15 protein-coding genes and 1 pseudogene are annotated in these 18,261 nt (G+C 59.2%); 12 read left to right on the forward strand and 4 right to left on the reverse strand.

All coding sequences use genetic code 11. From position 1 onward, the window contains the following. Nucleotides 1-9: 9 nt before the first annotated feature. From K408_RS0134570 to K408_RS44480, 4 genes and pseudogenes are all read left to right on the forward strand, one after another. Nucleotides 10-1,947 carry an AMP-binding protein gene (locus K408_RS0134570; RefSeq protein WP_024343081.1) on the forward strand — a complete coding sequence of 646 codons (1,938 nt, stop codon included), beginning with the start codon at nucleotides 10-12 and terminating at the stop codon, nucleotides 1,945-1,947. 307 nt (nucleotides 1,948-2,254) lie between these two features. Continuing rightward, nucleotides 2,255-2,755, forward strand: a complete 501-nt coding sequence (locus tag K408_RS44470) for a helix-turn-helix domain-containing protein (protein ID WP_366863931.1) — start codon at nucleotides 2,255-2,257, stop codon at nucleotides 2,753-2,755. Beyond that, nucleotides 2,638-2,916, forward strand: a pseudogene (locus K408_RS44475) (DDE-type integrase/transposase/recombinase); the annotation flags it as partial. The gene K408_RS44470 and the pseudogene K408_RS44475, both read left to right, overlap by 118 nt. Next, entirely contained in the window at nucleotides 2,855-3,088 is a 234-nt protein-coding gene (locus K408_RS44480; RefSeq protein ID WP_433994163.1) for an integrase core domain-containing protein, read from the forward strand. The pseudogene K408_RS44475 and the gene K408_RS44480, both read left to right, overlap by 62 nt. 93 nt (nucleotides 3,089-3,181) lie before the next feature. On the opposite strand, the gene K408_RS0134580 is transcribed toward K408_RS44480, so the two are convergent. Next, nucleotides 3,182-5,215: an oxidoreductase gene (locus K408_RS0134580; RefSeq protein ID WP_024343082.1), complete on the reverse strand. Its 2,034-nt coding sequence runs from the start codon at nucleotides 5,213-5,215 to the stop codon at nucleotides 3,182-3,184. 92 nt (nucleotides 5,216-5,307) lie between these two features. Between K408_RS0134580 and K408_RS0134585 the strand changes: the two genes are divergently transcribed. The 8 genes from K408_RS0134585 to K408_RS39570 all read left to right on the forward strand — a co-directional run bounded on the left by K408_RS0134585 (nucleotide 5,308) and on the right by K408_RS39570 (nucleotide 16,195). Next, nucleotides 5,308-6,489, forward strand: a complete 1,182-nt coding sequence (locus K408_RS0134585; RefSeq protein WP_024343083.1) for an acyl-CoA dehydrogenase family protein — start codon at nucleotides 5,308-5,310, stop codon at nucleotides 6,487-6,489. Continuing rightward, a complete protein-coding gene (locus tag K408_RS0134590) occupies nucleotides 6,486-7,265 on the forward strand; it encodes an enoyl-CoA hydratase/isomerase family protein (protein WP_024343084.1) in 780 nt (259 codons plus the stop codon). The genes K408_RS0134585 and K408_RS0134590 overlap by 4 nt, the downstream gene beginning before the upstream one ends. Then, entirely contained in the window at nucleotides 7,255-8,445 is a 1,191-nt protein-coding gene (locus K408_RS0134595) for an acyl-CoA dehydrogenase family protein (protein WP_245265977.1), read from the forward strand. Before K408_RS0134590 ends, K408_RS0134595 begins: the two co-directional genes overlap by 11 nt. Before the next feature lie 29 nt (nucleotides 8,446-8,474). After that, complete coding sequence (locus K408_RS0134600) at nucleotides 8,475-9,866, forward strand: phenylacetate--CoA ligase family protein (protein WP_024343086.1); 1,392 nt, start codon at nucleotides 8,475-8,477, stop codon at nucleotides 9,864-9,866. After that, the gene (locus K408_RS0134605; protein WP_024343087.1) at nucleotides 9,863-11,470 is read left to right on the forward strand and encodes an acyl-CoA carboxylase subunit beta; all 1,608 of its coding nucleotides are present in this window, start codon (nucleotides 9,863-9,865) and stop codon (nucleotides 11,468-11,470) included. The genes K408_RS0134600 and K408_RS0134605 overlap by 4 nt, the downstream gene beginning before the upstream one ends. 12 nt (nucleotides 11,471-11,482) lie before the next feature. After that, nucleotides 11,483-13,498 carry an acetyl/propionyl/methylcrotonyl-CoA carboxylase subunit alpha gene (locus tag K408_RS0134610; protein WP_024343088.1) on the forward strand — a complete coding sequence of 672 codons (2,016 nt, stop codon included), beginning with the start codon at nucleotides 11,483-11,485 and terminating at the stop codon, nucleotides 13,496-13,498. Beyond that, entirely contained in the window at nucleotides 13,495-14,451 is a 957-nt protein-coding gene (locus K408_RS0134615) for a hydroxymethylglutaryl-CoA lyase (RefSeq protein WP_024343089.1), read from the forward strand. Before K408_RS0134610 ends, K408_RS0134615 begins: the two co-directional genes overlap by 4 nt. A 190-nt stretch (nucleotides 14,452-14,641) precedes the next feature. Continuing rightward, nucleotides 14,642-16,195, forward strand: coding sequence for a class I adenylate-forming enzyme family protein (locus tag K408_RS39570; protein WP_024343090.1), 1,554 nt, complete (start codon nucleotides 14,642-14,644; stop codon nucleotides 16,193-16,195). Nucleotides 16,196-16,337: 142 nt separating this feature from the next. Here K408_RS39570 and K408_RS0134625 read toward each other — a convergent pair whose 3' ends face one another. The 3 genes from K408_RS0134625 to K408_RS0134635 all read right to left on the reverse strand — a co-directional run bounded on the left by K408_RS0134625 (nucleotide 16,338) and on the right by K408_RS0134635 (nucleotide 18,251). After that, nucleotides 16,338-16,739 carry a PaaI family thioesterase gene (locus K408_RS0134625; RefSeq protein ID WP_024343091.1) on the reverse strand — a complete coding sequence of 134 codons (402 nt, stop codon included), beginning with the start codon at nucleotides 16,737-16,739 and terminating at the stop codon, nucleotides 16,338-16,340. Beyond that, nucleotides 16,736-17,221: a PaaI family thioesterase gene (locus K408_RS0134630; RefSeq protein ID WP_024343092.1), complete on the reverse strand. Its 486-nt coding sequence runs from the start codon at nucleotides 17,219-17,221 to the stop codon at nucleotides 16,736-16,738. The genes K408_RS0134625 and K408_RS0134630 overlap by 4 nt, the downstream gene beginning before the upstream one ends. A gap of 199 nt (nucleotides 17,222-17,420) precedes the next feature. Next, on the reverse strand, nucleotides 17,421-18,251 hold the full coding sequence (locus K408_RS0134635) for an SDR family NAD(P)-dependent oxidoreductase (RefSeq protein WP_024343093.1): 831 nt from the start codon (nucleotides 18,249-18,251) through the stop codon (nucleotides 17,421-17,423). Nucleotides 18,252-18,261: the final 10 nt, after the last annotated feature.

The raw sequence follows: 18,261 nt of genomic DNA on the forward strand, positions 1-18,261 counted from the left end.
TGAAATGGTATGTTTACGCCATCTAAAGACATCCAGGACTGCAGCGCGATCCGAGCTTTTCTCACGCGCTGCGGCCTGACAGATTACGAAAGTCTCGTCGAGTGGGCCGACGCTGAACCCGATTGGTTCTGGTCACAAATTCTCGATCTTGCGAACGTGCGCTTTTCGCGTCGTTACCGAACGTTGCGGGACGTGAGCGGTGGGCTAGCCGGAATCCGTTGGGCCGCGGACGCCACTCTCAACCTCACCGAGACTTGCCTTGACGCTCGTATCGAAGTTGGGCTCGGGGAAAAAGCCGCCATCGACTGGATCGGCGAAGACGGGGAACGGCGCGTCTGGACCTACCGCGATCTCGCCTGCGAAAGCGCCCGGGTTGCCAGCGCCCTGGCCGCCCGCGGCGTAGGCGCGGGTGATGCGGTTGGCATCTACATGCCGATGGTGCCCGAGATCGAAGCGGCCCTCCTGGGCGTTGCGAGGCTCGGCGCTATCGCCGTCCCCCTGTTCTCCGGATACCCGGCGCCGGCCGTGGCGGCACGCTTGAACGACTGCACGGCCAAAGCGGTTTTGACGGCCGATGCGAGTAGGCGTCGCGGCAGGCCTGTTCCCATGGAATCCGTGCTGGTTGAGGCTCTGGCCGACGTATCCAGCGTGCACACGGTGATCAGCCTGCGCCGCTTCGGCGGCAGCGCCGCCGACCCACGGCGGGATCTGGACTGGGCTGCCACAGTCGGGGCCGCAAAGGCGGATTTTGCACCTGTTCCGGTTGCATCAGATGCGCCGCTGATGATTGCCTACACTTCTGGGACAACCGGCCGGCCCAAGGGGGTGGTTCACACGCATCTCGGTGTGCAGGCGGCGGCAACGACCAATTTCTTGTTGTGCCTCGACTTGAAGCGCGAGGACCGGCACCTGTGGATGACCGATATGGGCTGGGTTATGGGCCCGCTGACCCTGATCTCGACGCTTCTGGCGGGCGCGACACTGGTGCTGGCCGAAGGGGCGCCCTCCACGCCGGACGACCCGTTCCGCCTGCTGCGCCTCGCAAGCGAACATGGCGTTACCCATCTTGGCGTCGCGCCCACCTTGGTGCGACAGTTCATGAGAAGCGATCGCGGTCTGCTGACGCGGTACAACCTCTCCGCGCTGCGCATCGTCGCTTCCACTGGCGAGCCCTGGACCGAGGATGCCTGGCGTTGGCATCTAGAACACATCTGCCGCCGCAGGGCTGCGCCACTCAACATCTCCGGCGGTACTGAGCTCTTTGGCGCAATCCTGACGTCGACCGTGCTTCACACGTTGCGGCCCTGCGGTTTTTCCAGCGAGGCGTTGGGCGTCGGGGCCAAAGTGCTACGACCGGACGGGTCCGAGGCGAGGGATGGCGAAGTGGGCGAACTGGTGGTCACCAAACCGCCGCTAGGCCTGACGCCCACGATTTGGCAGGATCACTCGCGATATCTCGAGACCTATTGGTCGGATTATCCCGGCATTTGGCGGCATGGCGATTGGGCGCGCCGCGATTCCGACGGAACATGGTTCATTCTCGGCCGTTCGGACGACACGCTCAACATCGCCGGCAAACGTATCGGCCCGACCGAGATCGAGGCCGCGCTGACTTGCACTGGTAAGGTGATCGATGCTGCGGCAATCGCAGCGCCGGATGATCTGAAAGGCTTCGCTGTGGTGTGCGTGTGCGTACCCTCCGCCGGCGTGAAAACCGACGACACCTTGGTGGAGCAACTGAAGGACAATGTAGCCGCCGCGGTCTCCCAACCTTTCCGCCCGCGCGAGATACACTTTGTCGAGGCGCTGCCAAAGACTCGCAGTATGAAGACCATGCGCCGCGTCGTCCGCGCGGCGTTTCTGGGCGAGAAGCCGGGCGACCTGTCGCCGTTGCAGAATCCCGAGGTCATTGCTCCCATCGCTGCATTGAGGAACAAAGGCCGCTGAACGCCGTCTTGGAAGGGAGCGACAGGCTGCAACTCATCGACCGCCCCGCCAAGGGGGATCCGCCGCTTTGGTATGGTATTGTCGGTCCTTCGAGGCGCGGTGCCCCAACAGGTTTCTTTTCGATAGCTTGGCCGCAATGCCGACGGCCCGCTGCGAGCGGGCTAGCTGTGAGCTTTCAGGAGGTTGTCCATTCGACCGCAACCGTGAACGCTGATGTCGCCAAACACACAGTGATTCGCGGGGGATCGAATGGACACTCACAAGAATGCGCCTCTGACGCCCAAAGGTCGAGAGGCCATGGTGCGCAGTGTTGTTGAAGGAGGGCTCAGCAAGGCCGCAGCCACGCGCCAATTCAACATCACCAACGATTGTCGCCAAGTGGGTCACCCGCTTCCGCACAGAAGGCGTCGATGGGCTGCGGGATCGTTCCTCACGGCCCCATTCATTGCCAGGCCAAACCCCGGCAGCTACATGTGCCACTGTCGAGGCGTTGCGTCGGCAGCGCCACACGGGCAGGCAGATCGCTGCCGAAATCGGAATATCGCCCGCAACCGTTAGCCGCATCCTGCGCCGGCTCGGCCTGAACAGGTGGCCGCGCTGGAGCCGGCCGAGCCGATCCGCCGCTATGAGCGCGAGCACTCCGGCGAGCTTATCCACCTCGACATCAAGAAGCTCGGCCGGATCGGCTCTGTGGGACATCGCATCACCGGGCGGTATCCCGGCGCGATCAATCGCCACCATGGCATCGGCTGGGAGTTCGTCCATGTCTGCATCGACGATGCTTCACGCATCGCCTTCGTGCAGGTGATGGCCGATCAGCGCAAGGAAAGTGCAGTGGCTTTTCTTGAGGCCGCTGTCACTTACTTTGCCAGGCTCGGAGTCCGCGTCGAGCGCGTGATGACTGATAATGGCTCGTGCTACCGCTCAAGGATGTTCCGAGCAGCTTGCAGGCGCCTTGGTCTTTCACCAAATCTTCACCAGGCCATATACACCGAAGACCAACGGCAAGGCCGAGCGCTTCATCCAAACTTCCCTTCGCGAATGGGCATATGCCCGCGCCTACCAGAACTCAAATCAACGATCAGCCGAGCTGGTGCATTGGCTCATCGCTACAATTGGCATCGGCCGCATGGTAGTCTGAAGGCCAACACTCCCATCAGCCGACTCGGTTTAGCCAGGAACAACCTCTTGAGGCCCTACATAGACCAATGTCAACAAACGATATCATCCACCCTTAAAGCGATTGTGCCAGCCGGATGCCCTCGTCAATCGCGCGTAAGGCGTCGAGTTCGGTGGCTTCCTTGGCCCCGCCGACTACTGTGGCCGGGATGCCGCGCTCAATCAGTGCGGCGTGAAGCGCGCGCTCAGATTCCTGCCCGGTGCAAAGCACGATCGTGTCAGCTGCGATGACCTGACGTCGGCCGGCGATCTTGATGTGTAGGCCCTCATCGTTGATTCGTTCATAGCTGACGCCGCCCAATATCTCGACGCCGTATTTGCGTAGCGCGTTGCGAAGGATCCAGCCTGTGGAAACGCCGAGTCCGTCACCGGGCTTAGTGGTCTTACGCTGCAGCATGACGACTTTGCGGGTGCCGTCCACCGGTGCCTGCGGATCAGCCTTGAGCGCGCCGGGCGCGGAGAAATTTCCATCCACGCCCCAAGTGTCGAAAAAAGCCTCGCTGCCGTTAGCCTCGGCGGTGGGAGTGACGAGAAACTCGGCCACGTCGAAGCCGATCCCGCCAGCGCCCACGATGGCGACGGTCTTTCCCGCGACCCGTGTGCCCGATAGGATTTCCGCATAGGTTGCCACCTTGGAATGGTCAACGCCCGGCAGATCGGGGATGCGGGGGCTGACGCCGGTAGCAATCACCACATGATCGTACCCGCTCAGATCCTCGGGGGAGGCGCGGCGGCCAAGATGCAGGTTGACCCCGTGCTTGTCTACCTGGCGTCGGAAGTAACGCAGAGTGTCGTCGAACTCATTCTTGCCAGGAACTGCGCGCGCCAGCGTAAGCTGTCCTCCGAGCGTTTGAGAAACTTCGAACAATGAAACAAAGTGACCGCGTCGCGCCGCTTCCGTTGCCGTAGCCATCCCCGCCGCGCCGCCGCCGACCACGGCGATCTTTTTCCGGACCTCCGCGGGCGTATCGCGCAGCTCGGACTCGCGGCCAGCGCGAGGATTTACAAGGCAACTCACCGCGCGGCCAGAGAAGATGTAGTCCAGACAAGCCTGGTTGCAGGCGATGCAGGTATTGATCTCGTCCACTCGTCCATCGCGGACCTTGTTGGCGAAGAACGGATCGGCCAGCATTGGCCGCGCCATAGAGATGAGATCTGCATCGCCGCTCGCGAGGATGTCCTCGGCCATCTCCGCGGTGCTGATGCGGTTGGACGCGACCACGGGGATGGAGACGGCAGCGCGGACCCGTGCGGCGGCCTTGCGCCAAGCTCCTCGTGGCACGGGGTAGGCGATAGTAGGCACGCGGGCCTCGTGCCAGCCAATGCCAGTGTTGATGATGTCGGCGCCGGCGGCCTCGACCTTGCGGGCAAGGGCGGCGATTTCGTCTGCCGGTGCGCCGTCTTCGATGAGATCGGCAGCCGAAATGCGATAGATGATCAGTAGATCCGGACCGCAGCGCTGGCGCACCGCGCGCACGACCTCGACAGGAAAACGATGGCGGTTCTCCGCGCTGCCGCCCCAAGCATCTTCGCGCTTGTTGGTGTGGGTCACCGTGAACTCGTTAATGAGATAGCCCTCGGATCCCATGATCTCCACACCGTCAAAGCCTGCAGCCTGCGCGTTCGCTGCCGCCTCGGCGAATTGGCTGATTGTGCGCCGGATGTCGCTATCGAGCATCTCGCGCGGGATATGGCGGTTGATTGGTGCCCGAATTGGGGAAGGCGCCACGCAGCACGCAATCTTCGCGTAGCGCCCTGCATGAAGGAGCTGCGCGCAGATGAGAGCGCCCTCGTGATGTACTGCATCGCAGATCGGGCGAAGCGCCTGGGCCTCTTCGGGATCGTCGAGCCGCGGTCCTTGAGCGTCAAGCACGCCTTCGGCGTTAGGCGAAAACCCGCCAGTGACGATGAGCGCAACGCCGCCGCGCGCACGTTCGACATAGAAGGCAAGTTGCGCGGCGATCGGGTCGGGCTTGCACTCGAGCTTGGTGTGCATGGAACCCATGATGATCCGGTTGCGCATTTCATGGCGCCCGACCTTGAGTGGCGAAAGCAGTCTGGCGTAGGTCGACGAAGCCGTCGTGTTCATAATTATCCTCCCTTTGGCACTTGCCGGTTATTCTAACGTTTGTTAGGTTTCTTGGAAAGTCGATTTAAGACGCTCCGCGGGAGGATCATTCAATGCCCTTTCAGCCGACCGAAGATCAGCTCGCCTTTCGGGAGGTCGCACGGCGCTTTGCACGCGAAAGATTGGCAGATGGCTATCAAAAGCGCGCCAAAGGCCATGTCCTCGATCGGGGACTGATCCGTGAAATGGGCTCGCTCGGTTTGATTGCGTCGGATCTTCCTGAGAAGTTTGGCGGAATGGGTGAAAGCTCCGTCACGGCCGGGTTGATCACCGAACAGATCGCCTATGCCGATTTCAACGTCAGCTACGTGCAACTCCTGGGATCGCTCATGGGCGGCATGGTCGCAAAACACGCCTCGGAGGACATCGCCCGCGATTGGGTGCCGCGAGTGATTGCAGGGGACGCGGTGATCGGACTTGGCCTCACCGAGCCGCGCGGCGGTTCGGACGCGGCAAATCTTCAGCTGCGCGCCGAGAAGTCAGGTAATGGCTGGCGGCTGAATGGCGAAAAGACCTCCATGAGCTTTGCTGCGCAGGCAGACGCTGCAGTTGTCTTCGCCCGCACCGGCGATCCAAAAGGCGGGTCGCGTGGCGTCAGCGCTTTCTTTGTCAACTTGACGGAAAGGGGGATCAAGCGGACTCACTTCGACGATATAGGCACCAAGCCGGTCGGCCGTGGCTCGGTTTTCTTCGATGATGTCCATGTGCCGGCTGAATGCTTGATGGGCGAACAGGACCGAGCCTTCGGGACCATCATGGCGGGCTTCGACTATAGCCGCGCGCTGATCGGGCTGGAGTGCCTCGGTCCGGCGCAGGCCTCTGTCGACGAGACCTGGGCCTATGTCCAGGAACGCGAGGCGTTCGGCGCGCCCTTGGCCCAATATCAGGGCGTCACCTTCCCGCTCGCGGAGGCCGAGACGCAACTAACGATGATGCGCCAGCTTTGTTATTACACCCTCGATCTCCGCGATCGCAACATGCCGCATACGGCCGAGGCGGCCATGTGTAAATGGTATGTGCCTAAGACGGCTTGCGAGATTATGCAGCAGTGCCTGATTTTGCACGGACATTACGGCTACACGACGGATCTACCACACCACCAGCGTTACAACGACGTGCTCGGGCTCCAAATCGGCGACGGTACGGCGCAAATCCAGAAGCTCGTCATCGCGCGCGAGAGGGTTGGGCGTGTGGCGCTCCAATATGACAAGAGAGCGAAGGGGGCGGCGAAATGAGCGTCCCGGTCAATATCCGAAGTGAAGGCAGCACCGGGATCATCGAGCTGAGCCGGCCGGAGAAGTTCAACTGTCTCTCGCTCGAGGTGCACGAACTCATAGACGCGGCTCGCGTGAAATTCGAGGCTGACCGTTCTGTTCGGGCCATTCTGATCTGCTCACAGGGCAAACACTTCTGCACCGGTGCTGACCTCGTCGAAGTCAAGGGCAAGATGGACGATCCGGCGGCGCTCGACCACTTCATTGGCTTCGGCATGAGCGTGCTGCGCCGGCTCGAGCAGAGTCCCCTGCCGGTGGTCGTGGCGGTCCAGGGGCTGTGCCTGGCGGGGGGCATCGAATTGATGCTGTCGTGCGACGTCTGCTTCGCGGCGGAGACCGCGCAATTTGGTGATCAGCATGCGCAGTTCGGTCTCATTCCGGGTTGGGGCGGCAGTCAGCGGTTGGTCCGTCTTATGGGACTGCGCCGAGCGCTCGATCTGATGTTCTCTGCGCGTTGGTTGAAGGCGGACGAGGCCAAGGAGGCTGGACTCGTAAACTATGTCGTGGCCGATGATCAACTCCACAGCGCGGCCTTGGCTTACTGCCAGAAGATCGGCACGCGCTCGCGGCAGGGCATGGCTGAGATGAAACGGCTGGGTCGCGAGGGTCTGGAACTGACGCTCGACCAAAGCATGCGTCTTGAGCGCGACGCTGCATTGCGCCACCTGCCGGGAGCGGAGGTGGCCGAAGGGCTGGATGCCTTCGCCAATCGCCGCGAGCCGAGATTTGAACAATAACATCGCGTCGGAGTTCAATATGGATTTCAACTTGAACGATGAGCAGCGCCAGATCTACGAATACGGCGCCCAGTTGGCACAGCGTTTCGACAACGCCTATTGGCTCGATCATGCGCGTCGGCATGTTTTTCCGCGAGAGATGTTCTCTAAGATCGCCGATGATGGATTTCTGGGGCTTATGGTGCCTCAAGAGTTTGGCGGGGCCGGCCTCGGCATGACTGAGATGGCTTTGTTCATGGAGGGGACGGCCAATCACGGTATTCCGCTTCTGATGATGGTCGTCGGGCCGACCATGTCCTTGGCGCATATTGCGAACCATGGAAGCGAGTTCCAGAAAAAGGAGCTCCTGCCGCGGGCTTGTCGTGGCGAAATCCAGTTCTGTTTTGCGATCACAGAGCCCGGAGCTGGTTCGAACACGATCAAGGCTCGAACATTGGCAAGGCAAAGAGGTAACCGCTTTTCATTATCGGGCGAAAAGACCTTTATTACCGGCGCTGATGTCGCGGACTACTGCTTGGTAGTAGCCCGTACCAAGCCGCACGAAGAGGTCAAGCGCAAGACCGATGGCTTCACGCTTTTTGCGGTCGATCTGAAAAAGAAAGGCGTCGACAAACAACGGGTGAAGATTTCGATTCCACTACCCGAAGAACAATGGACGCTATTTTTCGACGAGGTTGATCTTGGTCCCGAAGATGTTGTAGGCCAAGTGGACGAAGGCTTTTCGATTCTTTTCGACTCGCTTAACCCCGAGCGCATCATCCTGGCTGCTCTATGCTGCGGAATTGGCCGATTCGCGCTAAATAAAGGCGTCGCCTATGCGTCGCAGCGCAACGTTTTCGGCCAGCCGATCGGTGCGCATCAGGGTGTCCAACATCCGATGGCCAAGGCCCACACCGCAGTCGAAATGGCGAGCCTCATGACCCGCCGCGCCGCTTGGGAATTCGACAACAGCCTACCCGCTGGCGCCTCGTCCAATATGGCCAAATATGCTGCGGCGGAGGCTGGCATCGAGGCGGTGGATGCGGCGCTCCAGGCTCATGGCGGATCGGGGTTTACCGAAGATACCGGCATTTACGAGCTATATCCACTGATGCGCTTGCTGCGCACGGCCCCAGTGAACCGCGAGCTTTGTCTGAGTTTCATCGGCGAAAAGATCATGGGCCTGCCACGCTCTTACTGAGAGCTGCGGATCGGCAAGGAGGTTAAGCAATGAATCTCGGGATGCGTTTCCGAAGAGCGGACGCTCACGAAAAGTCAAGCGCGCGCTGCTGGCATGCGATCGAAACAACGCCGCTCAGCGAAGTCCGACGCATTCAAGAAGAGAAGCTGATCGCGCAGATGGCCTACTTGCAGGCCAACTCGGAATTCTATCAGAAGAAGCTGGGCGCGGCCGGTGCGAGGTTCGACGACGTGCGCACTATCGATGATCTGCAGAAGCTGCCCTACACGTTCAAAGCGGAGATCCGCGACAGTCTTGCCGCTCGCAAGCCTTTCGGCCTCCACCTCGCGGCCAAGCCCGAAGATATAATTCAGATGCAGGCGTCCTCCGGCACTACAGGCAGCCCATCTTACGTGGCTCTGACCGAATCCGACGCCGCAATGTGGCATGAAATGTCGGCACGCTGTTTTTTCGCAACCGGGGTGCGGCCCGGCGACATGGTGCTGCATGCCTTCTCGCTGGCCAAAGGCTTTGTTGGCGGCATCCCGGTCATGCAAGGTTTGCAATACTTGGGCGCCATCGACATCCCGATTGGTGCCGATGGCGGTGCCGACCGTCTCATCCGAGCTTGTGCCGACATCCGCCCGCGCTGCGTGGTCGGTGCGCCAAACTTTGTTCTGCACTTGGGTGAGAAAGCGCCTGAGATCCTTGGCATTCCCGCATCGCAGCTTGGCGTCGAGCGGGTCATCGTGGGTGGCGAGCCGGGCGGTGGCATCCCCACCGTCCGCCGCCGCATTGAGGAGCTGTGGGGCGCAAAATGCACCGAGTTACTTGGTGGCACGGACCTCGGTGTGACCTATTGGGCCGAGTGCGACGAACAGTCGGGCATGCACATGGTCAGTATGGACTACATTATTACCGAGCTGCTCGACCCCGAAACTGGCAAGATTATCCCGTTCCAGGACGGGGCCCGGGGTGAGATGGTCTATACGGCGATAGGCCGTCAGGCGAGCCCGCTGCTGCGCTTCCGCTCCGGCGACTACATTGACGTCCTGGCCACCAGCTGCTCGTGCGGGCGAACAGGGCCAAAGATCCGTTGTATCGGTCGCGCCGACGATATGCTGATTGTCCGCGGTGCCAACGTCTTCCCCTCAGCCATCCACAGCATCATCAACGAAATGATGCCCGAGACCAACGGGGTTGTCCGCGTTGTTGCCGATTTCGAGGGGCATACGACGCAGTCGGCACTCAAAATCATTGTCGAACGCGGACCCCACCGTCCGCCCAACAGGGACGACGAACTAAGAAACAAGATCGAGACGCGTCTTCGCGATGCGCTGGTATTCAAGGCCGACGTCCGCATTGTGAAGCCCGACACATTCGAGAAACCCGGCGCGGCGAAGGTTGCGCTCACTCTTCGCAAATACCCCGATCTGTCATGACAATCCTTAAATCACTTCTCGATAAGGGTTCGGAGAATTTCCGGGCCAATGAGACGCACTATCGCGCGAGAATCAAAAGGCTGCACGAACTGCGGCTGGAGCAACGTGCCGGCGGCCCGCTGAAGGCACGGGAGCGACACGAGGAGAAGGGCAAGGTCCTGCCGCGTGATCGCGTCGAACGGCTGATTGATTCAGGCACCCCCTTTTTGGAACTGGGTGAACTTGCGGGCTTGAATAAATATGAAGGCGTGCCCCCTGGCGCTGGCATCATTACCGGCATCGGCATGATCGAGGGCCGGCATTGCATGATTATTGCAAACGACGCCACCGTAAAGGGCGGCACTTATTTCGGGATGACGAGCAAGAAACACGTTCGCGCCCAGCGCGTCGCTTGGACCAACCGGCTGCCAGTGATCACACTGGTCGACAGTGGTGGGGCTTTTCTGCCCGAACAAGCAAATATTTTTCCCGACGAAGGCCAGTTCGGCTCCATCTTCCACAACCAAGTGGGCATGTCGGGCGATGGCATACCGCAGATTGCTGTTGTGATGGGACCATGTACCGCGGGTGGTGCCTATATCCCGGCATTATGCGATGAGGTCGTGATCGTGCGCGGGCAAGGATTTATGTATCTTGGCGGGCCCGAATTAACGTTTGCCGCGACTGGCGAGAAGGTCGACGCCGAGACTTTGGGCGGCGGGAAGATGCATTGCGCGATCTCCGGCGTGACCGACCACTTGGCCGAGAATGACGCCCATGCGCTGGCGATTACTCGGCAAATCGTGGCACATCTGGGCGAAAAGACCAGTCCTCGGAAAATCCCCATCGTTCCGAAGCCTCCCGTTTATCCGGTTGATGAAATTTACGGCATCGTCAGTCGTGACGCCAAGGTACCGACGGATAATCGCGAAATCGTCGCGCGGCTGGTCGATGGCAGCGAATTGCACGAGTTCAAGCCGCTGTATGGCGACACATTAATAACTGGTTGGGCTCGCATTCACGGCCATGAGGTCGGCATCCTGGCCAACAACGGAGTGCTTTTCGTCGATGCAGCTCTGAAAGCGGCTCATTTTATAAATCTATGCGTGCAACGCGACATTCCGCTGGTCTTTCTCGTCGACGTTAATGGGTTCATGGTCGGTCGCGAAGTGGAACAGGCGGGCATCGCTAAGGCTGGCGCCAAGATGATCACTGCTATGTCGTCGGCCCGCGTGCCGAAGTTTACGGTGATTACCGGCGGCTCCTACGGCGCGGGCTACCTCGCGATGTTGGGCCGACCGTTTCAGCCGGACGCCATGTTTGCCTGGCCGAACGGACGCGCGGCTATCATGGGGCCAGAGCAGGCAGCGAGCGTGCTGGCCCAAGTGCGTGCCCAGATCAATGACCGCGAAGGTAAAATTTGGACGGCCGAAGAGGAAGAGGTCTTTAAAGCTCCAATTCGCCGGGAGTACGAGTCATTTCAAGACGCGTACAATTTCGCTTCGAATCTTTGGATCGACGGCGTTATCGAACCCGCTGAAACGCGCGATGTGCTGGCGCTGCTTCTGGATGTAGCTTCCCGACGTCCGAAGGTCGACAGTCACTTCGGCGTTTTTCGGTTTTAGGTGTGCGACACCATGCGTATTAAGTCTCTTCTCATTGCCAACCGCGGCGAAATCGCATGCCGGATCGCACGCACGGCTCGCTCGCTCGGAATCGTTCCGATCGGCGTCCATTCTGACGCTGACGCCGAGGCGTTGCATGTGCGCGAAGTCGGTCGGTCGCTCAGGATCGGAGGCGGACCCGCTGTCGAAAGTTATCTGCGGATCGACGCGGTGATAGCGGCCGCTCGGCAAGCCGGAGCGGACGCAATCCATCCCGGCTATGGCTTCCTCGCGGAAAATCCGGACTTCGCTCGTGCGGTGGAGGCCGCCGGTATGATCTTCGTCGGCCCTACCGCCGAGACACTACAGCGGTTCGGCGACAAGGCCAGTGCTAAAAAGGCCGCGACAGCCGCCGGCGTGCCGGTCATTCCCGGAGGCCATGGTGTCATGTCCGACCCCGATCAAATCGCACGGGCGGTACGAGAAGTTGGGCTTCCGGCTCTTTTGAAGGCCGTTGGGGGCGGCGGTGGGCGCGGTCAGAGGCTGATCGACAATGAGGCTACGCTGAAGGCCGACATCGAGAGCGCGCAGCGCGAGGCGAAATCCGCTTTCGGCTCCGAGGGACTTTTGCTCGAGCGCTTCCTGCCTGCGGCGCGCCATGTCGAAATACAAATCGCCGGTGATGGCACAGGCCACGTGGTGCACCTCTTCGAACGCGACTGCACGCTACAGCGCCGCCATCAGAAGGTGATCGAGGAAGCTCCCGCCTGGGGTCTCCCGCGGCCACTTCTCGATCATATCGCCCAGGATGCGGTCCGGCTTGCGGAGGCGCTGAACTATCGTGGGCTAGGCACTGTCGAGTTTCTTGTGCTAGGCGAAGAGTACTTTTTTCTGGAGGTCAATCCCCGAATCCAGGTCGAGCATCCGGTAACCGAAGCGGTCACCGGATTGGACCTCGTGGCGCTGCAGCTGCGCATCGCAGAGGGCGCAGGCTTGGGCCTGACCCAAGATCAGATCACCTGCACGGGGCATGCTGTGGAGGCTCGGCTCTACGCCGAGGATCCGCGGATGCAGTTTTCTCCTTCAACAGGGCGGATCACGGCGATTTCGCTGCCCGACGGTCTTAGGATTGATAGTGGCGTTGAGGCAGGCGACAGTGTTAGCCCTTTCTATGATCCGATGATTGCAAAGCTCATCGTGCATCATTCCGATCGGGATGCGGCGCTGGCGCGCCTGGCTCAAGCGTTGGATCACGTGGTTGTGGACGGGGTCGAGACGAACCGTACCTTTCTTGCTGCACTCACCCGAGACGCCGATTTTGCGCGAATGCAGGTGCATACCCGCTGGATCGACAGTTGCATCGATGCACTAACCGCCGCTCCGCAGCGCTCGGATGGGCGGCTGTGGCAGGCGGTGGCCGCCGTTCTGTTCGTCACCCGTGGCCGCGCCGACAGCGATGCCAACCCTTGGCGCAACCGTGATAGGTTTACCGGTTGGCGGCTCGGCCTTGGCGGCGCTCTGGAGGAGGCAGGCCAGCGTGTGATCCTCGCGCATCCGGGAACATCCGGCAAAGAGCTGCGCGTCAGCCCGGTGGGAAATGACAACCTCTTTGTTGTCTACAGCGACGACAGCATGCCCTTGGCGCTGAACGCAACTGAGCTTCGATCCGGCCGCTTGCAGATCACGCATGAGGACGAAACGATTACCATCGAAGCGCGCGTCCGAGGCAATTCGATCGAAATCGACACGCCTGGCGGCCGTCTGCTGTACCAAGCGTCGACATCGCTGGCTTTCGCTGAAGTAGATAGCACTGCGGACCGCATTCTCGTGTCTCCTCTAACCGGCACAATTGTGAAGGTATTGATCGACGAGGGGGCCTCAGTAGCGGCCGGCGAGGTTGTGGCGATCCTGGAGTCCATGAAGCTTGAGATCTCGATAAAGGCGATGGTTTCGGGAGTGGCGAAAAATATATCCATCTCGCGAGGCGCAATGGTGGACCGAGGGCAGCCAATCGTCGAGATAACTCCCTTAGAAAGTGAGAGTTCATGAGCGATTTTCCAAAATTCGTCGAGTTTAGAGAAGAGGGACCCCGCGAGGGGTTTCAGATCGAAAAAAAGATCTACCCGATCGAAGAACGGGTCGAACTGATCGATATGCTCAGCGAAACCGGGCTGAAGCGGATTCAGGTAGGTAGCTTCGTCAACACCCAAAAGGTGCCCCAAATGGCCGATACAGCCGAGCTGTTCAAGCGCATTAGGCGGGTGCATGGCGTAAGATACACGTCGCTCTGGCTGAACGACAAGGGCTTTCGCAAGGCGCTCGCAGCGCCTCAAGTCGATATCGATCCGCGGCTATTGTTCTATCCATCCGACACATTCTCGCGAAAGAACAACGATGCTTCCTCGATGGAGATGCGCGAGAAGCAGCGCGAATGGGTCAACCTCTACAAGCAGGAGGGCTACACTGTCGACACGGCATATGTGATGACCGCATTCGGATGCAACTTCGAAGGACCGATCCCGCAGGACCGGGTCTTAGACGATTTCCGTTTCGTGCTGGATCTCTGCGCAGAAGAAAATATTCCGCTACCGATCCTTGTTGTCGCCGACACGATGGGGTGGGGCAATCCTGAGGCAGTTAAGCGCATGATCGGGGCGATAAGGGAAATCAAGCCGGATGCGCGCATCGGCATGCACCTGCACGACACCAGGGGCCTCGGCATAGCCAACATCTATGCGGCGCTTTCTATGGGCGTTGACATGTTTGAGAGCTCCGTCGCAGGACTGGGCGGATGCCCGTTTGCTGGTCACGGCCATGCGCGCGCGGCCGGGAATGTCTGCACCGAAGATGCAGTTTTTTTGTGCCATGAACTGGGCATTGCGACTGGCGTCGATCTCGATAAGCTCATTGCCGCTTCCGTTTATGCCGAAAAGATAATTGGTTCACCACTAATGGGCCGTGTGATGCATTCCGGCGGACTCGATAAGTACCGTAAAGTTTAGTTGAGGAAAAACCGAGATGGCTAAGTTGCTCGACGGAACTGGTGCTGCGGCAACTCAATTTTAGATATGCTGCAAACCGTACGTCGACGGCGGTGTTAGCGTTCGAATTCGAAAAGGGCGGCCAAATCGCAGAGCGATCTATCACAACGGCAGGAATGCGACTTGGTTAGAGTGACCGAGGGAGGAATTGATGCCGGAAATACTCCTGGCTGCGGGTCAGGCCAACGTCTATGGCCTGTTCAGAACCTGTGCACGAAAACAGCCATCCAGTGCCGCGATCGAGTATGAGGGGCTAACCGTTTCATACGGTGACCTTCTGAAGAGGGTCGACGCGATTGCTTCCGCGCTGCTCGGCCGAGGTGTCAATCCTGGCGACCGTATCGCGATCCTTTCGCATAACCGTCCTGATTACGTCGAACTGCAGCTGGCTGCAGCTGCAATCGGGGCCATCGTTGCTTGCTTGAACTGGCGACTTTCGCCGGCTGAACTCAAGCATTGCATCGAACTGGTGGAACCGGTGATGGCTGTCGTCGAGCCGGAATTACATGCGACGTTTGCAGCCGTGTCGGAACTGCCGACAATCCAAGTCGGCCCTGAGTTGAGCCGAATGAGCTCGTCGGCCGCCCTCGATTCTCGGCTCGGCACGTTGCTTGAAAGTGATGAGGAGGGGCTGACCATTCTTTTCACCTCAGGAACCACGGGGCTGCCCAAGGGCGCACTTGTCAGCCATCGCGCACATGTGGCGCGTGCGATGGCTTTTTCGGCTGAATTAATGCTGGACCCACGTGACGCGTTCGTTGCTTGGGCGCCCATGTTTCATATGGCATCGACCGACCATATGCTGGCGACACTCATGCGGGGTGGTACGGTCGTCATCATAAACGGCTTCCAGCCGGAAGCGATCAATATGGCGTTGTCTCAGCACAAGATTGGTTGGCTGGTGATGATGCCGGGTGTGGTCGACGCATTCATCGAAGAGCGAAAAGCGCGACCAACACCCATCAAAGGCATCAAAATCTGTGGCGCCATGGCGGATCTCGTACCGCGGCATCAAATTTCGGAATTGACCCGCCTGCTTGACGCTCCCTATCTGAATTCCTTCGGCGCAACGGAGACCGGTCTTCCGCCAGCAAGCGGTTCTGTAATAGAGGTCGGAGTGACGCCGACCGATCTCGCCAAACGCATTTCTTCATTCTGCGAGATCAGGCTGGTCGATCCGCTTGACAACGACGTACCTGATGGCGAGCCGGGTGAAATGGTGGTCCGAGGACCCACGCTTTTTTCGGGCTATTGGAATGCGCCGGAAACCAATGCTGTAGATTTCAGAGGCGGTATGTTCCATATGGGCGATACATTTCGGCGGCTTCCTGATGGACGTGTGGATTTCGTTGACCGGGTAAAATACATGATCAAGAGCGGAGGTGAAAACGTTTACCCAGCCGAGATCGAGCGAGTGTTACTGGCTCATCCAGCAGTTTTGGAAGCGGCGGTAGTCAAGGCTAGTGATCCAAAATGGGGAGAAAGGCCCGTAGCGTTCGTCGCTTGTGACGAGGCAAACATATCCGCCGATGAAATCTTGCGGCTCTGCAGCGAACGCCTCGCCGGATACAAACGGCCAAGGGAGATCCGGTTCATTGCGTTCGATGATTTTCCGCGTTCGACCAGCGGCAAAGTCCAGCGTCACGTTCTCGAAGATCGGCTGAAGGATCAAGCTTCTGGCAGCCGAACACGTAACGCTGACTGATCGGAACTGCTATGACGATCTAGGCTTTCGGCGGAACTACGAGGCCTTTGTATCGTACTTGATAATGTATTTGTTCTTTGCAGGCCGGTTAGTGCCAAGGTCTGTCACCTGCGTTATTGTCGGGCGATAAGCGATCGCGCTCTCAAGCGAGCAGAAAATGAAATAGCCCTTTGGCGACAGAAATCTCCGGCTCCGCCTGCCAACTCACGGCTTCGACGCTTGCCATCCGACGCCCTTTTCGTAAGACCGTCGCCCGCACATTCAACGGCTCTGCGATGGCGGGCCGCAGGTAGTCAACCGTAAGGTTGATTGGCTTCAGACTTCGATTCCTGAGATCTTGCCAAACTGCGACGGATGCCACCGCCTCCATAACACTGGCAATGATGCCGCCATGATAGTAGTTCATGACAGGATTACCTATATAGCTTTCGGAAAAGGGCATTTGGGCAGCGACGTGTCCCTCCTCAATGTTCACGATGGTAAAGCCGAGGAACCTGAAGAAGGGCCTCTTCATCAGTAGCGTGTTCGTTTCCTCGGGCGTCATTCTGGTTTCCGCGGTGTTGTTTGGATATCGAAAAGATTTCTCTCGCCTCGTGTGAGAGCGAAGGTAGCACAGCCACGTGCGACTTCGTCGCCCTTGTCATCATCGAACCAGATAACGCCGGAATTGAAGGCAATATGGCGGGTCTGGTGATAGCATTTGGCGCGGACCAACACGTCGGCGCGGGATTGTGCCGGTCGAAGATAATCCACGCGCAGATCAAGCGTGGCCATCGTGCTGATGTCGTCGATCGCGATGAAATTGACCAGCCCGAATACACTGTCCAGCAGCGCAGTCAGCACTCCGCCATGGAGAAGAGTTGGTGGCTCGTCGATACAAAAAGCGGGATTGAACGGCATCCGGACGGTTACGCCGTCAGGCCCGTGCCCCTCAATCCGCAAGTTCATGTGGGTAATGAAACCCTTGGCTCTCGTGATCCAGAGAGTGCTGATTTGCTCAAAGCGTTGCTGTTCTTTGAGGAGCATCGGTGCGACCTTAGCTGATGACTATTGAAAAAAATAAGCGCGGTTTCTTTCAGTTCATGGAGATTTTGACTCTTCGAGGGGAAGCGGCGTTGTCTTGACAACAGCAACCCATTTCAGTGCTTTCCTCTGTAGGCCGCTCGAGCGCCGTCAAAATGCGAGGGTGCGCAAGCAATACTCCGGATGCGGAACGGTTACGAAATCAGCCATGTCGGCGATCTCCGCGTTGACGGTTGGCAAACATTTCGGTGTTGATCATGTCACGGGCATCGTGTGCTAGGTGAAGGGTTTCGCCGCCGTCTACGTACCAATCTTCGCCGGTGATGAAGTTACCTAACTTCGACGCAAGAAAGACAATCGCGCCAGCGACATCCTCGGGCGAGCGGTTAAACTCATTCCATTTCTGTGGTGGGATCGGATAGCGACCGAGCGCCTCCGTCTTTACAGTGCCGGGTGCTACGCAATTTAGCCGAATGCCGTATTTTGCCCACTCGGCGGCGAGGGTCTTCATCAGTCCGGTCACGCCGGCGCGTGCAGCGGCGGTATGAGCAAAGCCGGTCAACGCGGTGCGGCTGACCGCCGTCACGAATACGATGGAGCCGCCATGTTCGAACATGAAATGATCGGCGACAGCGCGCGTCATCTGCCATGATCCAACTAGATTGTTACGCACTACGGCCTCAAAACCCTTGTTGGTGATATCGCGTGCGGCGGCAACATATTGCCCACCAGCGTTGTTGACCAGGACATCCAGCTGCCCGTAATTCTCTTTAATCCGGCGCATCGCAGCAGTAACACTTGCTTCATCTCGGATGTCGCCTGAGATTACCAATGCTTCGCCGCCCTGGGCACGAATCATCTCGGCGGTTTGCTGCAGCGGATCCTCGCGGCGGGCGAAAAGCACGAGCTTTGCACCGCAGAATGCCATTTCAAGCGCGGTAGCGCGGCCCATGCCAGAGCCGCTTCCGGTGACAAGTGCAACCTGACCGAGCATTAAACTAGGGGCGAAGCGACTTCCGATTTCTCTCTTCATCTCCGCTTTC

Source organism: Bradyrhizobium sp. in8p8, from assembly GCF_000426845.1.
GTDB classification, from domain to species: Bacteria; Pseudomonadota; Alphaproteobacteria; order Rhizobiales; family Xanthobacteraceae; genus Bradyrhizobium; species Bradyrhizobium japonicum_C.